This is a genomic window from Streptomyces sp. CNZ287, from assembly GCF_007827615.1.
On record NZ_VISV01000022.1, the window covers coordinates 12,503 to 30,183 of the forward strand.

Below are 17,681 nucleotides of genomic sequence, written 5' to 3' on the forward strand. Positions count from 1 at the left end.
CATCGCCCGGGGCGCCGCCGCCCTTTCACCTCCCGATCGCTAGCTGAAGGTCACCGAGTCGACGTCGAACGAGTTGTTCTGCGGCGACGTGAACTTCAGATAGAGCTTGTGCGACCCTTCCAGCGCCTCGACCGGCACGGCAGCCGTGGCCTGGTAGTTGTCCCAGCCCCCGGTGTTCTGCACCGGCGTCGTCGCGAGCAGTTGCCCGTCCGGGCCGTCGGCGCGCAGTTCGATCGCGCCCACGCCGTACGGCGACGACAGCTTGTACGCGACCTGGCTCATGCCCTCGACGGACATCGGCTCGAAGGCGATCCAGTCGCCGTTCGAGATGTCGCCGATGCGCTTGCCGTTCTCGGCCCCCGCCTGGCTGACGATCCGGGTGCCGGACTGGTCGTCGTAGTACTCGGCCTGCTTGTGCTTGGGCTGCAGGACCGACTTGTCGTACCCGGTGAGCGAGGAGGCGCCGTCGCCGCCGCCGTCCTGGTAGCGGGCGTTCAGCACGTACGTCAGGTCCGCGCCCTCCGGGTGGCCGCCGAGGTCACCGGTGTCGACGGTGCCCTCGCAGCCCGGCAGGTCGGTCGTCGAGTGCTCGTGGTCGTCGTGCCCGAGCGCCGGGTTGACGAAGACCTTGGAGCAGTCGATCTGGCCGTCCTCCGGGTCGGTGACGGTGACCTTGTACGGAATCTCGTCCCCGAACTCGATCAGCTTGCCGTTGACCGGGGTCTCGATCTTCACCTCGGGCGCGGTGTTGCCCGCGGTGATGGGGATGTTCGCGTAGCCGGTCTTGCCGGAGGAGTCGGTGACCTTGAGCTGGGCGGTGAAGTCGCCCTTGTTCTCGTAGGTGTGGCTGGGGTCGGCCTCGGTGGAGTCGAAGGTGCCGTCGCCGTCGAAGTCCCACTCGAAGGAGAGCGAGTCGCCGTCGGGGTCCCGGGAACCCTCGCTGGAGAAGTCGACCGCCAGCGGCACGGGCCCGTTGGTCGCCGAGGCGGTGGCCTTGGCGACCGGGGAGCGCTTGCCCTGGCTGTAGTCGATGCGGTACAGCCCCGAGTCGCTGTTGCCGCCGCCGAACGCGCTGCCCCACTCCAGGACGTAGAGCGAGCCGTCAGGGCCGAAGGTCATGTCCATCGGCTTGTTGAACTTCGCCGAGGAGAGGAAGTCGTTGATCTTCAGCAGCTCCTCGTTCTCGTCCCAGCGGACCTCCTTGACGTAGTTGCGGGTCCACTCGTAGAGGAAGCCGGCGCCGTCGAAGTACTCGGGGAACTTCGTCTCGGAGGGGTTGTCCGGGTCGTAGTTGTAGACCGGGCCGCCCATGGGGCCGGAGCCGCCCTGGCCCAGCTCGGGGAAGTTCTCGGAGGGGCCGTAGCCGTACCAGATGTCGGGCTTCTGGACCTTCGGCAGCTCGGTCAGACCGGTGTTGTTCGGCGAGGGGTTCGTCAGGTTGTCGCAGTCGAACTTCGCGCCGACCTCGCCGGTGTCCGGGTTGTACGGGGCGTAGGGCTGGTTGTCACCGTGGCAGAAGGGCCAGCCGAAGTTACCGGGCTCCTTGATGACGTTGTACTCGACCATGCCCTCCGGGCCGCGGTCCGTCGTCGGCAGCCCGCGGTCGGGACCGTAGTCGGCGGCGTGGACGTAGCCCGTCTCCTGGTCGACGGTGAAGCGGAACGGGTTGCGGAAGCCCATCGCGTAGATCTCGGGACGTGTCTTCGACGTACCCGCCGCGAAGAGGTTGCCCTTGGGGATGGTGTAGGTGCCCTTCTGGGTGGGCTTGATCCGCAGGATCTTGCCCCGCAGGTCGTTGGTGTTGCCCGCGGTCCTGGCGGCGTCCAGCATCTCCTGGCCCTCGCGCCAGTCGATCGGCGCGTACCCCTGCCAGTCGGGGCTGAGGTTCGGCGGCACGTCGTCGCCGGTGCCCAGGTACAGCGTGCCGTCGGGGCCGAACTCGACGGCGCCGCCGGTGTGGCCGGGCTCGGGGAAGGTGCGGTCCCGGTACGCGGGCACGTCGAGGAGCTTCTTCTCGCTGGCGGTGTCGAGCTTGCCGTTCTTGAGCGTGAAGCGCGACAGCCTGTTCACGTCCTCGGCGCTGCCGGCCGGGGCGTAGTAGAGGTAGATCCAGCCGTTCTTGGCGAAGTCCGGATCCAGCTCCATGCCGACCAGGCCGTCCTCGCCGCCGGTGTAGACGTCGAGCTTGCCCGCGGTGGTGGTCTGGTGGGTGGCCGGGTCGAAGACCTGGACCTCGCCGGCGCGCTGGACGTAGTAGACGCGGCCGTCCTTGGCCACGTCCAGCTCCATCGGGTCGGCGGTGTCGTCGTCGAGGGTGACCTTCTCGTAGCCGTTCCAGACCGTGCCGCCGCAGTCGCCGGGCTCGGCGCCCGCGGCCCACTTCACGCCGCCGATGACGTGGTCGCGGAACTCCTCCTCGCTGTACGCGGGGGTGTCGTGGCCCATGGCGGTGGCCCAGACCTTGCCGCCCTCGGCGTTACGGCACCAGGAGATGGGGTGGTCGGCGCCCATGGCGTCGCCGCCCGGGTTGTACGTCGTCTCGTCGGCGGTGACCAGGACGTGCACGTCGCCGCGCGGGTTGACGTCGAAGTTGTACCACTCCTCGGGGCGCTCCCAGCGCTCGGGCAGGCCCTTGGTCGAGGGGTGCACCTTGTCGGCGACCTTCGCGGTGCCCTGGAGCACGCCGGGCGAGTGGCTCGGCATGTGGGCGCCGCCGTTGATCAGCTCGTCCCACCACGGGAACTCGTTCTCGATCCCCATGTCGAGCGTGTTGTGGATGGCCGCGACGCCGCCGCCGGACTGCACGTACTTCTGCATGGCGGCGCGCTGCTCGTCCGTGTCCCAGACCATGCCGGAGTTCTGCAGCATGATGATCACGTCGTACTCGGCGAGCGCGGCGTCGTTGAAGACGGTCGAGTCGTCGGTCTGGTCGACCTCGAACCCGTTCTCCTCCGCCTCCTCCTTGACCATCTGGATGCCCGCGGGGATGGAGCCGTGGACGTAGCCCACGGCCTTGGTGAAGAGCAGCGCCTTGAAGGCGGGCGCCTTCTCCGCCGCAGCTGACGGCAGCGCGGTGAGCGCGAGCAGGACGGCGGCCAGCAAGGTGACCAACGACCTGCCTATGTCACGAGCATGACAGCTCATGAATCGGTCCTCTCCTTCGGTGTGCGGAAATGGAATGGGCGTACCGGTCGGTGAGAGGGGTTCGTGGGGCGCCGGGCGCGCAGGCGTGGTCCGCCGGGCCCGGCTCTGCGTCCCGGAGCTCCGGGCCCGGCGGCGTGTGGCGCGGGGGGTGCGTTGCGTACGCGGTCAGGGCGCGTACGGGAGGAAGGACGGTGCGGGTGCGTCAGGTGCGTAAGGCGCGGCGCAGGAAGGCGAGTCCTTCGACGGCGATGGCGTCCTGGCTCGGTGCCAGCGCCCGCCACACCGACGCGGCCACCGCGATGGTCGCGTTGTGCGCCGTGAACGACTCGATGCACAGCGGCCCGCGGTAGCCCGCCTCGTCCAGCGCACCGAGGAAGCCGGGCCAGTCCAGGTGGTCCGCCCCGGGCGCGCCCCGGTCGTTGGCACACACCTGGACGTGCGCGATCCGCCCCGCCGCCGCGCGCACGGCGCCGGGCAGGGAGCGCTCCTCGATGTTCTGGTGGTACGTGTCGAGGGCGACCCCGATCGTCTCGCCGGGCAGCCCGTCCAGCGCCGTCACGGTCTGCGCGACGGTGTTGAGCAGGCTCGTCTCGTACCGGTTGAGCGGCTCGACGGCCAGCAGCACCCCGGCGGCCGCGGCGTGCGCGACGACCGGCGCGATGTTGTCCCGCCACTCGGCGTACGCCGCCGTCCGCTCGTCCGCGTCCATCCGCCAGGTCCTGCCCACCGCGGCGTACATCGGCCCGGCGACCACCGGCGCGCCGATCTCCCGCGCGGCGTCCACGCAGCGGCGCAGGTAGTCCTGCGTCGTACGGACCGCCAGCGGCTCGGCGCGGACGAGCCCGCGCTCCGGCGGCATCACGGCGAGCACCGCGGCCGCGGCCAGGCCGTTGCCGTCGAGCAGCTTCGCCGCGGCGGCCGGCTGCCAGTCGCTCGCCTGCTCCAGCGGCAGTTCCGCGCAGTCGAACCCCCAGTCCGCCAGCCGCGGCAGCACCCCGGCCAGGGCGCGCTCGGTCACCGGGGAGTGCCAGATCCACGGGTTGGCGCCGATCAGCCGTCTTCCGGCCGGCATCACTCACCGCCCCAGTCGCCGGGGTAGCCGGGCAGGTCCTCGCAGCCGCAGGCGCCGTAGTGCAGCGGGGGCATGCCCTCCTTGTAGTACTCGTCGAAGTTCTCCTCGGTGACCACCGGCTGCGGCAGGGTCCACTCCTTGGGAACCTCCTCGCCGGCGAGGATCTTGAGCGCGGCGATCACGGGCGTACGCCACTGGAACGTCGGGTACGCGGGCGCGATGGCGGTGAGGTCCTTGTCCTTCCACGCCTGGAGGAAGTCCTGCTGGTCCTCGCCGGTGATCGGCGGGATGTCCTCGCCCGCGTCCTCGAACGCCTCGACGGCCGCGACCGAGGTGGCGCCGGAGTCCATCCACACGCCGTCGATCTGGCCGTGGCGCGCGATGGCGTCGGAGACGATCGACTTGGCCTTCGACGGGTCGCCGTCGGTGAACTTCACCTCGACCACGTCGAGTCCGGCCTTCTCGAACGCGATCTCCGCGGCCGACCAGCGGGTCTCCAGCACGTCCACGCCGGGCGAGATGCGCAGCGCCACGATCTTGCCGCCCTTGTCCACCTCGTCCACCAGGAAGTCCGCGGCGGCGGCACCGTAGGCGTAGCCGCCGATGGGGCTGATGAACGTGACGGCGCAGTCGGTCTCCACGCCGCGGTCGAAGACGATCACCGGGATCTTGCCGCACGCCTCCTCGACCGCGGGGGTGAGGGTGGCGGTGGTGTTCGGCGAGACGATCAGCGCGTCGCAGTTCTGCCCCGACAGCTCCTGGATGTCGGAGATCTGCTTGTCGTCCTTGCCCTGCGCGTCCAGGACCGTGAAGTCGGCGATCTCGTCGTGCTGCGCGACCTCCGCCTTCATCGTCTTCAGGCCCACCTGCCGCCAGGGGTTGAAGACGCCGGCGTTGGAGAAGCACAGCTTCGCCCCCTCGACGCCGCCCTTCATGGCGTACTCGGAGGTGTCGACCATCCCGCCCGACTGCGGATCGAGCATCTGCTCCCAGGGCTTGCCCTCGGGACCCTCGGGGGTCGCCTTGGTGAGCTCCAACTGCCGGTCGTAGTCCGCCTTGTCGAAGAACTCCGACTGCTTGCCGCCGTCCTCCGCCTGCTCGGAGGCGGCGGGGTCGTCGGCCAGGTCGTCCTTCGGCGCGTCCGACGAGCAGGAGGCGAGCAGCGCTGCGGCCAGCAGCGCGGCGGCCGGTGCGGCCAAGCGGTGGCGAGCGCCGGGGCGGGTCGTGCGGCGCGTACGGCTCATGAGGAGGACTTCCCTTCCGAGGGCGTGGTAGGAGCGGAGGGTGGTGGTGCGGTACGGCGCGGGCGCAGCCGGGAGAAGCCCGAGATACCGGTGGCGCCGAGGCCGACGGCCGCGATGACGATGAATCCCTGGACCGTGGACTCCAGCGCGCCGGAGACGCCCTGGAGGTTGAGGAACGTGAAGAGCGCCTGGAGCGAGAACGCCCCGGCCATGGCGGCGACGACCGAGCCGCGGCCGCCGCCGAGGATGACCCCGCCGAGCACGACGGCGGTGATCGCCTCGAACTCCAGACCCCGGCCGGCCTGCGCGGAGACCCCGGAGAAGCCGGCGACGAGGACCGCGGCGAGCGCCGCGGCGGTGCCGGAGAGCACGAACGCGAGGGTGCGCGCGCGGGGTACGCGCACGCCCGCGAGCGCGGCGGCGCGCTCGTTGTCGCCGGTGGCCAGGAGCGTACGGCCGAAGTCGGAGCGCATCAGCCACACGGCGATCGCGCCGACCGCGAGGCACGCGAGCACCGCCCACGGCAGCCAGCCCCCGGCCTCGCCGCGGCCGAAGGTGCGGAAGCTCTCCGGCAGTACGCCCTGGGGGGAGCCGCCGGTCCAGTAGAAGACGGCACCTTCGAGGATGAGCATCATGCCGAGCGTGGTGATGAACGACGGCACCAGCAGCACGGTGGTGATGAGCCCGTTGACCAGGCCGACGAGCGCTCCGGCGAGCAGCAGCCCGGCGGTGACCAGCAGCCAGGGCGCGTCCGGGTACGAGCCGTAGAACTCGGCCCCGGCGACGACGCCCGCCGTGACCACCGCGCCGACGGAGAGGTCGAAGCCGCCGGAGACGATGACCATGTACTGGCCCGCGGCGAGGATCACCAGCGGGGCGGCGCGCTTGACGAACGCGAGGAAGGAGTCGGGTTCGTAGAACCCGGGGTCGGTGATCGCCAGCGCGGCGAGCAGGACGGCGAGGAGGACGTAGACGGGGGCACCGGTACCGAGGCGGCGGCCGGCGTTGGCGAACACGCTCGTCGTCGCGGACGGGGTGGTCGTCGTCATGCGAGCGCTCCCTTCTCCTCGGCCCGCGCCGCGTCCCGCTCCTTGGCCCGGCGCCGGAACGGGCGGGCATAGAGGGCGACGGCGGCGATGATGACGACGCCGCGGACGACGTTCTTGAAGAACGGGTCGACGGAGAGCTGGTTGAAGATGCTGTCCAGCACGGAGAGCAGCAGCACCCCGCCGAGGGTCCCGGCCACGCCGCCGCGGCCGCCGGCCAGCGCGGTGCCGCCGAGCACGACGGCGGCGATGGAGTCGAGGTCGTAGCGCGCCTCGGTGCCCGCCCAGGGGGCGCCGGCGCCGAGCCGGGAGGCGAGGAAGAGGGCGGCGGCGCCGACGCACAGGGCGCAGAGCACGTGCGCGTAGATGACGGTGCGCTTGGTCCGTACGCCGGAGAGGCGGGCGGCGTGCTCGTCGCCGCCGGTGGCGTACATGTGGTGGCCCAGGCGCGTGCGTTTGGTGATCAGCCAGAGCAATGCGGCCACGGCGATCAGGAGGAAGACGGAGACCGGGATGAAGCCGACCCGGTCGTAGCCGAGGCGCTGGAAGGACGCAGGCACGTCGCCCGCGGGTCCGGTGTAGTTGTCCTCGATGTAGCCGCGCAGGATGAACGCCATGCCGAGGGTGGCGATGAAGGCGTTGACCTTCAGTCCCGTGACGATGAGGCCGTTGGCGAGCCCGACCGCGGCGGAGAGCGCGAGCACGGCGAGCACCGCCGTGACGACGCTGCCGCCCTCCATCGTCTCGGCGGCGACCAGTGTGCCCAGGCTGATGAGGTACGCGACGGACAGGTCGAGCGAGCCGGTGAGGATCACCGCGGACTGGCCGACGGCGACCAGGCCGAGGGCGACGGAGTTCTGCAGGATGCCGGTGAAGTTGGACTGGGTCATGAACTGGCCGCCGTCGATGGTGACGACGATCCAGCCGATGAGCGTGACCGCGGCGGCGGCCAGCCAGACGCCGACGACGGGGTCGGTGATCTTGAGCCGGCCGGCCCCGGGCAGCCGGCGCGGGGCCGCCGGGGCCGGGGCCTCGGTGCGTAAGGCGGTCATGCGGCACTCCCCTCGGGAGCCGTGCCCGCCGCGTCCCGGGTGGCGAGCCGCATGATGTCCTCTTCGCCCGCCCCGGCGGGCAGTTCGCCGGCGAAGGTGCCGTCGGCCATGACGAGGATGCGGTCGCTCATGCCGATCAGCTCGGGCAGTTCGGAGGAGACGATGAGGACGGCCATGCCGTCGCGGGCGAGTTCGCGGACGAGGGTGTGGATGGCGGCCTTGGCACCGACGTCGACGCCGCGGGTCGGCTCGTCGAAGAGCAGCACCCGAGGTCTGGCGGCGAGCCACTTGGCGATGACGACCTTCTGCTGGTTGCCGCCGGAGAGGTACTGGACCTCCTGGTCGTGGCCGCGGGAGCGGAGGTTGACGCGGTCGAGCAGCCCGGAGACCTCCCCGGCCTGCACACCGCCGCCGTGCACGGCGCGGGTGACGAGGAGGGCGTTGTCCCGTACGGACTGGTGGAGGACCAGGCCCTCGCCCTTGCGGTCCTCGGTGACCAGCGCGACGCCGCCGCGGATGGCCTGCCGGGGACTGCCGGGGCGCAGCGGGCGGCCGGCGACGGTCATGCTGCCGCGGGTGAAGGGCGCGGCGCCGAAGAGGGCCCGTACGAGGGAAGTCCGGCCCGAACCCTGGAGCCCGGCGACACCGGTGACTTCGCCGGCCCTGAGGGTGAGGTCGATGCCGGCGAGGCGCTCGTTGCCGGCGCCCGCCGTGGTCAGCAGCGGCTCGCCGATCTCCCCGGCGCGGGCGCGGGGCGGGTAGTAGGACCCCAGCTCGCGGCCGACCATGGCCCGGACGACGTCGTCGGGGGTGGTCTCCGCGGTGGTGAGGGTGGCGACCTTGCGGCCGTCCTTGAGGACGGTGATGCGGCGGGAGAGGTCGAAGACCTCGCGGAGGCGGTGGCTGATGTAGAGGATGCCGATGCCGCGGGCGGCGAGGCGGCGGATGAGCGCGTAGAGGAGTTCGACCTCGTGGTCGGCGAGGGGTGCGGTCGGCTCGTCCATGACAAGCACACGGACATCGGACGCCGCCAGCGCCTTGACGATCTCCACCGTCTGCTGGCGGGCCACCGAGAGGTCCTTGACCTGGGTGTGGGGGGCGATTCCGGTCTCGTCCAGCTCGGCGAGGAGCTCGGCGGTGCGGCGCTCCATGGCGCGCCGGTCGACGAGCCCGCGGCGTACCGGCTCGCGGCCGAGGAAGACGTTCTCCGCGACGGTGCGGTGCGGGAGCAGCGCGAACTCCTGATGGATGAGACCGATCCCGGCGGCCTGGGCCTGTACGGGGTGCGAGAAGGCGTGCACCGTGCCGTCGAGCGTGATGGTGCCCTCGTCGGGGGCGTACTCCCCGGCGAGCACCTTCATCAGCGTCGACTTGCCCGCGCCGTTCTCCCCCACCAGGGCGTGGACTTCACCCGGTTCGAGGTCGAGCGACACCCCGTGCAGCACCCGCACCCCGAGAAAGCTCTTGGACACGTCCTGCATCGTCAGCATGAAAGGCAGAGTCCCCAGGCTTCTTTGGACTGTCAAGAGCCTAAGCAAGGGCTTTCGCTGATGAGTTGGCAAAGACTTTGGCCGAATGTCGAACAAAGAAGGTCTTGTTGGTGCTCTTGGCGGTCTCTAAGGTGGTCGATGTGACAGCCGCTTCTTCGTCTTCCTCGCCGATGCCGCCACCGCCGCGGCCGTCGGCCTCCGGCACGCCGCCCCCCGGCACGCCCGGGACGCCGCCCGGCGCCCCGCCGTACAGCCCGCCCGCGGGCCAGTCCCCCGGCGAGGTGCTGGCACTGATCAGCTCCGGCGCCGCCGCCACCCGCGCCGAGATAGCCCGGCTCACGGGCCTCGCCCGCTCCACCGTCTCCCAGCGGGTCGACGCGCTGATCGCGCACGGCTTCGTCGACGAGGACGCGGAAGCCGGCTCCACCGGCGGCCGCCCCCCGCGCCGCCTCTCCCTGCGCACGCGAGAACACGCCGTCGCCGGCGTCGACCTGGGCGCCTCGCACTGCCGGGTCGCGCTGCTGGACATCGGCGGCACGCTGCTCGCGGTCCGCGAGGACCCGCTGACGATCGCGGACGGCCCGGAGGCCGTTCTCGGCCACGTCGAACGGACCATGCAGCGGCTCCTGGAGGAGGCCGGCCGGGACCCCAAGACGCTCCGCTCCATCGGCGCGGGCGTGCCGGGCCCGGTGGAGTTCTCCACCGGGCGCCCGGTGGACCCGCCGATCATGCCGGGGTGGCACCAGTTCCCGATCCCGGAGTTCTTCGACGAGCGCTTCGGCGTCCGCGCGCTGGTGGACAACGACGTGAACGTCATGGCCCTGGCGGAACAGCGCCGCGCCTTCCCGGACACGTCGTACCTGCTGTACCTGAAGGTGGGCACGGGCATCGGCTGCGGCATCATCGCCGACGGCCGGCTGCACCGGGGCGCGCAGGGCTCGGCGGGCGACATCGGCCACATCCGCGTAGGCGAACGCGAGGAGCTGTGCCGCTGCGGCAACTCGGGGTGTCTGGAGGCCATCGCGGGCGGCGCGGCCCTGGCGGTCCGCCTCCGGGAGCTGGGCCTGGAGGCGTCGGCGGGCCTGGACGTGGTCCGCCTGGTGAAGGAGGGCAACCGCGAGGCGGTCCGCATGGTCCGCGAGGCGGGCCGCGCGGTCGGGGAGGTCCTCGCGGGTCTCGTGAACTTCTTCAACCCGGAGACGGTGGTGGTGGGCGGCGCCCTGGCGGCGGTGCACGACCAGTTGCTCGCGGGGGTGAGGGAGGCGGTGTACCGGAGGTCGCACCCGCTGGCGACGCATGTGCTGCGGATCGAGCCGAGCAGGACGGGGGAGAACGCGGCGGCGATCGGGGCCGGGATTCTGGCGATCGAGCATGCGCTGTCGCCGAGGCAGGTGGACATGGCGCTGGCGGGGGTGGGGGGTTGAGCACCGGGTCGCCGATCGCGGCGTACGGACGCGGGCGCGGGCTCCGCCGCCGACGAGGCCGGTGAGACGAACTCGCCGCACTCCCCGACGCCGTACCCCGTACGCCGGCTCCCCTGGCGAAGCGCGGCCGGCCCGACACCGTACCCCCGCACCGGGCCCGCACAGACACGACGTACCAGCTCAGCGCCCTGCCGCCCCCGCGTTGTCACACCGGGCGCATACCCTTGGGCGGGCGTGAGGGGAGCCACCCCCTACCCCTTCCGGCCCACCCCGCAATACCCGAACACCGGCGGCGGTGTTCCCTCCGCGGTCTCCTCCGGTTCCGGCCGCCACCTGCTCATCGACACCACCCCGGGCCCGATCAGCTCCAGCCCCTCGAAGAACCCCTCGATCTCCTCCCGCGTCCGCGGCGTCAGCGGTACCGCCGCCGACGCGTTGTACTGGTCCTGGGCCCGCCGGTTCATGGCGGCCACCTCCGTGCCGCCCAGTGACGGGTCCAGCGTCGCGTGGGTGACGGCCAGGTAGCTGCCCTGCGGGACCGCTTCCAGCAACCGGCGGACGACCCTCCGGGCCTCGTCGTAGTCGCGCAGGAAGTGCAGGATGCCCAGCAGCGTGAGCGCCACCGGGCGGGTGAAGTCCAGGGTGTCCGCCGCGCCCGCGACGATCGCCTCGGGGTTGCGGAGGTCGGCGTGGATGTAGTCGCAGGAGCCCTCCGGGGTGGAGGTGAGCAGGGCGCGGGCGTGGGTGAGGACCATCGGGTCGTTGTCCACGTAGACGATGCGCGCGCTCGGCGCCGCCCGCTGCGCGACCTCGTGCGTGTTGTTCATCGTCGGCAGCCCGGTACCGATGTCGAGGAACTGGCGGATGCCGGCCTCCGCGGCCAGGTAGTGCACGGCGCGGCCCAGGAACGCGCGGTCGGTGCGCGCGATGTCGGTGATCTGGGGGAAGGTCTCCTTGTACGCGTCGGCCGCTCTGCGGTCGGCCTCGTAGTGGTCCTTGCCGCCGAGGAGGTAGTTCCACACTCTCGCGGAGTGCGGGACCGTGTTGTCGATCACCTGACGAGGGTCCTCGCCTCGGTACATGAACCGCCTCCTAGCCGCCGGTGCTACCCACCTCACCAGTGTCACCGGTAGCCGCCCAAGATAGTGGCGGCCCCGGGCGACAATCCGCCGTGCGGCTGAAGTCCGCGTGTCCCGTTGCTCCTCGGCTCCTTCTCTGCTCCTTCCCGACGACAGACACGTCGTCCCGGCTCCCCGTCAGCCCACCGCCGTCGCCGCCAGGAACTCCTCCCACGTCTGCTGCCCCACCGCGTGGCCGGGAGTCAGGTTGGCGCCCGCGCGGAACGCCGCCGCCGCCTCCCCCGGGATGCGCATCGGCATGACCGGGCGGCGCCTGCCCGTGGCCTTCAGGTAGCCGCGGAGGAGGTCCTTCATGTCGTACGTGCGCGGGCCGCCCATCTCCGCCACCAGCCCCGCGGGCTCCGCGAGCGCCAGTTCCGCCAGGCGGCCGGCGACCTCCACCGCGGCGATCGGCTGGATGCGGAAGCCGGAGGGGGCCGGGAGCACCGGCATACGGGCCAGCGCACGGGCCGTCGTCAGCGTCAGCTCGTGGAACTGGGTGGCGCGCAGCGTCGTCCACGGCAGGCCGGAACCGGCGACGATCTCCTCGGAAGCCCGCTTCGCGGCCACGTAGCCGAACATCGCGCGGTCGAGGCCGCTGACGACCGGGGTGCGGTCGGCGCCGACGACGGAGATGTAGACGAGGTGCGCGTTCCCCGCGGCGGCGGCGGCGTCGACCAGGTGCCGGGTCTTCACGTCGTCGCCCTTGGAGGTGCCCGCGCAGTGGACGATCACGTCCGCGCCCGCGACCGCCGCCGCCGCGCCCTCCCCGGTGGTGAGGTCGCCCGTGACGTACTCGACGCCCTCACCGGGCGCGCCACCGGCCGCGGCACCGGCCGGCTGCGGCTGCCGGCTCAGGATCCGCAGCGTGGCGCCCGAGGCGAGCAGCCGGGGTGCGACGAGCCGGCCGAGGGTGCCGGTGCCGCCGGTGAGCAGAATGGCTGACGTCATGATCACTCCAGGTGGTTCGCTGTCGTACGCGTGCCCCCCGATCACAACCCGCAGGTCGGATGGGGTCTACTGCAGGGACCCCCCGCGAGTGAGGGATGTGACGGATGGACGAGCAGAAGTGTCCCGAGGGGCATCCGGCCGAGCGTCTGGCCGAGCGCTTCGAGGCGGAGCGGAGCCGGCTGCGGGCCGTGGCGTACCGGATGCTGGGGTCGGCCGCGGAGGCCGACGACGCCGTGCAGGAGACCTGGCTGCGACTGAGCCGGTCCGACGCCGACGCGATCGAGGACCTGGCCGCCTGGCTCGTCACCGTCGTGTCGCGCATCTGCCTGAACATGCTGCGGTCGCGCAGGTTCCGGCGGGAGGAGCCGCTGGAGTACGCGTACGAGGGCGCCGCCGCCCCGGAAACCCGGGACCCCGCCTCCGAGCGCGCCCCCGGACCCCGCGACCCCGAGGAGGAGGCGCTGCTCGCCGACTCCGTGGGCGTCGCGCTGCTCGTCGTCCTGGACACGCTGGCGCCCGCGGAGCGGCTCGCGTTCGTGCTGCACGACATGTTCGCCGTCCCCTTCGACGAGATCGGGCCGATGCTGGAGCGCACCCCCGCCGCCGCCCGCCAGCTCGCGAGCCGCGCCCGCCGGCGCGTACGGGGCAGGGCGGCGCCCCCCGCCGCGCCGGGGGAGGACCTGCGGCGCAGGCGGCGGGTCGTGGACGCGTTCCTGGCCGCGACGCGCGGCGGGGACTTCGAGGCGCTCGTGTCCCTGCTCCACCCCGACGTGGTCCTACGGGCCGACCGCGCGGCGATCCCCACGCCGGAGCCGGTCGAGGTGCGCGGCGCGACGCCGGTGGCGCAGGGTGCGATGGCCGCCGCGGGCCGGGCTCAGTTCACCGGTCCCGCGCTGATCGACGGCGGCGTGGGCCTCGTCATGGCGCCGCTGGGGCGGATGCGGCTGCTGCTGCGCTTCACGGTGGCGGACGGGCTGATCACGGAGATAGACGTCATCGCGGACGCGGACCGGCTGCGGGACGTGGAGCTGGGCGTGCTGGAGGGGTGAGCGCGGGCCGCGGGTTGCCTCCGGGGTCGCCACCGGCGCGCGGGGCGGGAGGCCGCACCACCCCCGGCGGGGGGCGGAGCCGCGTCACTCCCGGCGCGCGCCCGCGGCCCGCCCCCACACCCGCCCCCCCAACGGGTGAAGCTCGCCCCTCCCCCGGGTGGCAGCCCGCCCACCGGCCCCGCCGGCACTCGGCACCGCCCTACGGTGTGCGCCATGTTGATCATGAAAGCCCGCCCGGCGGTCCCGCGCCGCCGCACGCTGGCCGCCGGCGCCGCCGCGGTCCTGGGGCTCTCCCTGCTCTCCTGGACCGGGCCTTCCGCAGCCACCGAGCCGGCCGCCCGGCAGCGCCCCGTGCCCGTCCAACTCCTCGCCCTCAACGACCTGCACGGCAACCTCGACCCCGTCGACGGCCCCGCCGGCACCGTCTCCCGGGTCACCGACTCCGGCGACGTGGTACGCACCCAGGCCGGCGGCGTCGCCGGGCTCGCCGCGCTCCTCAAGGACGCCCGCGAGGGGCAGCCCAACTCCCTCACCGTGGGCGCCGGCGACCTCATCGGCGGCAGCCCGCTGCTCTCCGCCAACTTCCACGACGAGCCGACCATCGACGCCCTGGAGGAACTCGGCCTCGACGTCGCGTCCGTCGGCAACCACGAGTTCGACGAGGGCCCCCGGGAACTCCTCCGCATCGCGCACGGCGGCTGCCACCCCGCCGACGGCTGCGCCGTGCCGAACGAGCCGTACGACGGCGCGGACTTCCCGTACCTCGCCGCCAACGTCACCCGCAAGGGCAGCACCGAGCCGCTGCTGCCGCCGTACTCGATCAAGACCCTGCCCGGCGGCCAGCGCATCGGCTTCATCGGGCTGATCACCGAGAACGCGCCCGACGCGATCTCCGCCGCGCGCATCCGCGACGTGGAGTTCCACGACGAGGTCGAGACCGTCGACCGCTACTCCCGCGAGCTGACCGACAAGGGCGTCACCGCCCAGACCGTCGTCCTCCACGAGGGCGGCGACCACGGCGGGAGCATCCCGTACAACGAGGACTGCGACGAGGGCGGGCCCGCCGCGAAGCCGGGGCAGCCGATCCGGAAGCTCGCCGAGTCGTTCGCGCCGGACGTCGACGTGGTCCTCAGCGGGCACTCGCACGAGCCGTACGTGTGCACCGTCGCCGACCCCGCCGGCAATCCGCGCGTCGTCACGCAGGCCGCGTCCTTCGGCCGTACGTACACCGACCTGCGCTTCGCCCTCGACCCCGGGACCGGCGACGTGCTCCGCGGCACCGTGGAGGCCGCCAACCACCCCGTCCTCACCTCCGCCCCGCAGGACCCGGCGATGGCGAAGCTCATCAGCACCTGGCGCGAGCGCTCCGCCGAGCTGGAGAACAAGCCCGTCGGCTACCTCACGGCCGACCTGCCGGGCCGCGGCTCGTCCGCGCCGGAACGGCCGCTCGGCGGCGTGATCGCCGACGGGCTGGCGGAAGCCACCCGCGGCAACGGCGCGGAGATCGGCTTCGTCCAGCCGGGCGGGATCCGCGGGGACCTCACGTACCGGTCGTCCGGCGACGAGGGCGACGGGGTGGTGACGTACGCCGAGGCGTTCCGCGTCTCGCCGTTCGAGTCCGCGATCGTGACGATGACGCTCACCGGCGAGCAGGTGGTCGAGGCGCTGCGGAACGGCTTCTCCGGCGCCAACGAGAGGAGCCCCCGGTTCCTCCAGCCGTCGGCGGAGCTGTCGTACGCGGTGGATCTGCGCCGCGAGGGCGGGGCACGGCTCGACGCGGCGAGCGTACGGGTCGGGGGCGAACCGGTCGTGGCCGACCGGGAATACCGGGTCACCGTCAGCGAGTTCCTCGGCGAGGGCGGCGACGGGTTCACGGCGTTCAAGGACGGTACGGACCGGCAGGGCGGCGACATGACGGACACCGCGTCCCTCGTCACGCACCTGCAGAACGCCAGCTCGCCCGAGGCCCCGCTGGCGCCGCCGTCGCCGGCGCGCATCGCCGTGAGGCAGTAAGGAGCCGGGCGGTAAGGGCCGGTCGGCAGGGCGTACGCCCCTGGCGGACGGGCTCCCGCGGCTACGCTCGGCGGTATGAGCGAGACGTGGGAGCCCACCGGGGCCGGAGTGATGCGGCTGCCCTCCGGCCGGTACGTGCGCGGGCGCGGGCTGCGCAAGCCCGCGCCGGCGGGCCCGGACCCGGACCTGGGGGTGTACCTGCTGGGCCGTCCCGCGCCGGAGACGGCCTGGGAGAGCCGCTGGGTCCGGTGGCCCGACTTCCGGCTGCCGGCCGACCGCGGCGCGGCGGAGGCGGCGCTGCGGGAGGCGTGGGAGCGGGCGGAGCGGGAGCGGGTGGAGGTCGCCTGCGGCGGCGGGGTGGGCCGTACGGGAACGGCGCTGGCCTGCCTCGCGGTGCTGGACGGCGTCCCGGCGGGCCGCGCGGTGGCGTACGTACGGGAGCACTACAACCGCCGCGCCGTGGAGACCCCGTGGCAGCGCCGCTACGTCAGCCGCTTCCCGGAGGGCCGCGGCGCGTCGGCCCGTTAGCGCCGCGGCACGCCGGCCGGACAGCGGCGCACGGTCGCCTCCGGCCCGCCCGCGTCCGCGGCTCCGCCCGGACCGGCCGCCGCCGCTCCTCCTACTCCAGCCCCGCCACCAGGATCTCCCCGTTCTCCTCCCGTACCTCGTACACCTTGATCGGCTTCACCGCCGGCGGCGAGAGCGGCTCCCCCGTGGCGAAGTCGAAGACGCTGCCGTGGCACGAGCACAGCAGCCCGTCCTCCGTGACCTTGCCGGAGGACAGGTGGCAGGCGAGGTGCGTGCAGTAGTTGGCGCTCGCGTAGACCTCGCCCTCGAAGCGGGAGACCGCCAGTTCGGTGTCGCCGACGAAGAAGCGGCGCACCACTCCCTCCGGGACCTGGCCGGAGCGGGCGACCCGGACGTACGTCGTGTTCCCGGTGTCGGGCATCGTCAGTTCCCTCCCGCCGGCGCCGGCTCCGCCGCCGCCTCTTCCGCCAGCTCCGCCAGGTCCACGTCCTCGTCCGCCAGCTTCGCCGGGTCCGGCGCGGCCTCGCGGGCGATCAGCTCCTTCGCCGCCATCACGTCCCCGCCGCGCTCCGCCGCGAACACCGCCCGCAGCACGCCCTCTTCGAGGTAGAACGCCGTGAAGTCGCGCTCGGCCACCGAGCCGCGGACCACCAGCCGGTCCCACGCCCGCGCGTGCCCCGCGTGCTGGAGGTTGAGGCCGAACTGGTCCGACCAGAACCAGTGCGGCTCCCCGTGCACCGCCGTGCGGCCCAGGATGTTCTTCGCGGCCACCATCCCCTGCCTGTTCGCGTTGTCGAAGTGCTCGACCCGCACCCACCGCCCGTACAGCGGGTGCCGGTGGTTGGCCACGTCGCCCGCGGCGAAGATGCCCGGGACGCTGGTGCGGCAGTGCTCGTCGACGAGGACGCCGTTCTCCACCGCGACCCCCGAGGCCCGCGCGACCGCCGTGTTGGGGACCGCGCCGACCGCGACGACCACCGCGTCCCCCTCGACCCGCAGCCCGGACTCCGTGGTGACGACGACGCCCTGCGGCCCGGTCCGTACCGACGCGACGGTCTCGCCGGTGTGCAGTTCCACTCCCGCGGCGCGCTGGACGTCCGCGCAGAAGCGGCCCATCTCCTCGCCCAGGACCCGCGCCTGCACCACCGCGGCCTGCTCGATGACGACCGGCCGCACCCCGCGCGCCAGCGCCGTCGAGGCCACCTCCGAGCCGACGAAGCCCGCGCCGACGATCACCAGCCGGCCGCCGGGGCGCAGCAGCGAGCGCAGCCGCAGCGCGTCGCACAGCCCGCGGAGGTGGATGATCCGCTCGTCGTCCTCCGCCACGCCCGGCAGCCGCCGGGCGCTCGCGCCGGTGGCGAGGAGGAACCGGTCGCCCGGGACGGCCGTGCCGTCGGCCAGCTCCACGGCGCCGGCGGCGGTGTCGATGCGGCAGGCGGCGGTGCCGAGGCGCAGTTCGACGGCACCAGCTTCTTTCTGCGCCGGCTCACGTCGGTGAGGTCGGCGACCCGCGTCCATTCGGACATGTGCTGTGCTCCTCCGGATATGAA

Annotated in this window: 14 protein-coding genes; 4 read left to right on the forward strand and 10 right to left on the reverse strand. The window is 72.9% G+C overall.

Going from position 1 to position 17,681, the window contains the following annotated elements; translation table 11 throughout:
• Positions 1–39 precede the first annotated feature (39 nt).
• The 6 genes from FB457_RS30045 to FB457_RS30070 form a co-directional block, all read right to left on the reverse strand.
• Positions 40–3,144, reverse strand: coding sequence for a ThuA domain-containing protein (locus FB457_RS30045; protein WP_186462066.1), 3,105 nt, complete (start codon positions 3,142–3,144; stop codon positions 40–42).
• A 202-nt stretch (positions 3,145–3,346) separates the two neighbouring features.
• On the reverse strand, positions 3,347–4,216 hold the full coding sequence (locus FB457_RS30050; protein WP_047020036.1) for a sugar phosphate isomerase/epimerase family protein: 870 nt from the start codon (positions 4,214–4,216) through the stop codon (positions 3,347–3,349).
• Positions 4,216–5,460: a substrate-binding domain-containing protein gene (locus FB457_RS30055; protein WP_145783886.1), complete on the reverse strand. Its 1,245-nt coding sequence runs from the start codon at positions 5,458–5,460 to the stop codon at positions 4,216–4,218. Before FB457_RS30055 ends, FB457_RS30050 begins: the two co-directional genes overlap by 1 nt.
• Positions 5,457–6,509 carry an ABC transporter permease gene (locus FB457_RS30060; RefSeq protein WP_047016490.1) on the reverse strand — a complete coding sequence of 351 codons (1,053 nt, stop codon included), beginning with the start codon at positions 6,507–6,509 and terminating at the stop codon, positions 5,457–5,459. The genes FB457_RS30055 and FB457_RS30060 overlap by 4 nt, the downstream gene beginning before the upstream one ends.
• Positions 6,506–7,558, reverse strand: coding sequence for an ABC transporter permease (locus FB457_RS30065; protein ID WP_047016491.1), 1,053 nt, complete (start codon positions 7,556–7,558; stop codon positions 6,506–6,508). Before FB457_RS30065 ends, FB457_RS30060 begins: the two co-directional genes overlap by 4 nt.
• Entirely contained in the window at positions 7,555–9,048 is a 1,494-nt protein-coding gene (locus FB457_RS30070; RefSeq protein WP_047016492.1) for a sugar ABC transporter ATP-binding protein, read from the reverse strand. Before FB457_RS30070 ends, FB457_RS30065 begins: the two co-directional genes overlap by 4 nt.
• 170 nt (positions 9,049–9,218) lie before the next feature.
• Between FB457_RS30070 and FB457_RS30075 the strand changes: the two genes are divergently transcribed.
• On the forward strand, positions 9,219–10,472 hold the full coding sequence (locus FB457_RS30075; RefSeq protein ID WP_047016493.1) for an ROK family transcriptional regulator: 1,254 nt from the start codon (positions 9,219–9,221) through the stop codon (positions 10,470–10,472).
• 251 nt (positions 10,473–10,723) lie between these two features.
• Here the strand turns inward: FB457_RS30075 and FB457_RS30080 are convergent, their stop codons facing one another.
• Positions 10,724–11,554, reverse strand: a complete 831-nt coding sequence (locus FB457_RS30080) for an SAM-dependent methyltransferase (RefSeq protein ID WP_173534850.1) — start codon at positions 11,552–11,554, stop codon at positions 10,724–10,726.
• 174 nt (positions 11,555–11,728) lie between these two features.
• Positions 11,729–12,541 (reverse strand): NAD(P)H-binding protein, encoded by an 813-nt coding sequence (locus tag FB457_RS30085; protein WP_145783887.1) that lies wholly within the window; start codon positions 12,539–12,541, stop codon positions 11,729–11,731.
• A 104-nt stretch (positions 12,542–12,645) separates the two neighbouring features.
• Between FB457_RS30085 and FB457_RS30090 the strand changes: the two genes are divergently transcribed.
• The 3 genes from FB457_RS30090 (at position 12,646) to FB457_RS30100 (ending at position 16,131) form a co-directional block, all read left to right on the forward strand.
• Positions 12,646–13,590 (forward strand): sigma-70 family RNA polymerase sigma factor, encoded by a 945-nt coding sequence (locus FB457_RS30090; protein WP_145783889.1) that lies wholly within the window; start codon positions 12,646–12,648, stop codon positions 13,588–13,590.
• A 213-nt stretch (positions 13,591–13,803) separates the two neighbouring features.
• Positions 13,804–15,603: a bifunctional metallophosphatase/5'-nucleotidase gene (locus FB457_RS30095; protein WP_047016496.1), complete on the forward strand. Its 1,800-nt coding sequence runs from the start codon at positions 13,804–13,806 to the stop codon at positions 15,601–15,603.
• A gap of 75 nt (positions 15,604–15,678) precedes the next feature.
• Positions 15,679–16,131 (forward strand): protein-tyrosine phosphatase family protein, encoded by a 453-nt coding sequence (locus FB457_RS30100; protein WP_047016497.1) that lies wholly within the window; start codon positions 15,679–15,681, stop codon positions 16,129–16,131.
• Between the two features lie 91 nt (positions 16,132–16,222).
• Here FB457_RS30100 and FB457_RS30105 read toward each other — a convergent pair whose 3' ends face one another.
• The gene (locus tag FB457_RS30105; RefSeq protein ID WP_047016498.1) at positions 16,223–16,552 is read right to left on the reverse strand and encodes a Rieske (2Fe-2S) protein; all 330 of its coding nucleotides are present in this window, start codon (positions 16,550–16,552) and stop codon (positions 16,223–16,225) included.
• A gap of 2 nt (positions 16,553–16,554) precedes the next feature.
• A complete protein-coding gene (locus FB457_RS30110; RefSeq protein WP_486589182.1) occupies positions 16,555–17,649 on the reverse strand; it encodes an NAD(P)/FAD-dependent oxidoreductase in 1,095 nt (364 codons plus the stop codon).
• Positions 17,650–17,681 lie beyond the last annotated feature (32 nt).

Bases quoted from the DNA above. Each gene is read 5' to 3' on its own strand.
- FB457_RS30100 (WP_047016497.1), top strand. From the start codon at position 15,679: ATGAGCGAGACGTGGGAGCCCACCGGGGCCGGAGTGATGCGGCTGCCC.
- FB457_RS30090 (WP_145783889.1), top strand. From the start codon at position 12,646: ATGGACGAGCAGAAGTGTCCCGAGGGGCATCCGGCCGAGCGTCTGGCC.
- FB457_RS30080 (WP_173534850.1), bottom strand. From the start codon at position 11,554: ATGTACCGAGGCGAGGACCCTCGTCAGGTGATCGACAACACGGTCCCG.
- FB457_RS30085 (WP_145783887.1), bottom strand. From the start codon at position 12,541: ATGACGTCAGCCATTCTGCTCACCGGCGGCACCGGCACCCTCGGCCGG.
- FB457_RS30045 (WP_186462066.1), bottom strand. From the start codon at position 3,144: ATGAGCTGTCATGCTCGTGACATAGGCAGGTCGTTGGTCACCTTGCTG.
- FB457_RS30075 (WP_047016493.1), top strand. From the start codon at position 9,219: ATGCCGCCACCGCCGCGGCCGTCGGCCTCCGGCACGCCGCCCCCCGGC.
- FB457_RS30070 (WP_047016492.1), bottom strand. From the start codon at position 9,048: ATGCTGACGATGCAGGACGTGTCCAAGAGCTTTCTCGGGGTGCGGGTG.
- FB457_RS30055 (WP_145783886.1), bottom strand. From the start codon at position 5,460: ATGAGCCGTACGCGCCGCACGACCCGCCCCGGCGCTCGCCACCGCTTG.
- FB457_RS30050 (WP_047020036.1), bottom strand. From the start codon at position 4,216: ATGCCGGCCGGAAGACGGCTGATCGGCGCCAACCCGTGGATCTGGCAC.
- FB457_RS30060 (WP_047016490.1), bottom strand. From the start codon at position 6,509: ATGACGACGACCACCCCGTCCGCGACGACGAGCGTGTTCGCCAACGCC.
- FB457_RS30065 (WP_047016491.1), bottom strand. From the start codon at position 7,558: ATGACCGCCTTACGCACCGAGGCCCCGGCCCCGGCGGCCCCGCGCCGG.
- FB457_RS30110 (WP_486589182.1), bottom strand. From the start codon at position 17,649: ATGGACGCGGGTCGCCGACCTCACCGACGTGAGCCGGCGCAGAAAGAA.
- FB457_RS30095 (WP_047016496.1), top strand. From the start codon at position 13,804: ATGTTGATCATGAAAGCCCGCCCGGCGGTCCCGCGCCGCCGCACGCTG.
- FB457_RS30105 (WP_047016498.1), bottom strand. From the start codon at position 16,552: ATGCCCGACACCGGGAACACGACGTACGTCCGGGTCGCCCGCTCCGGC.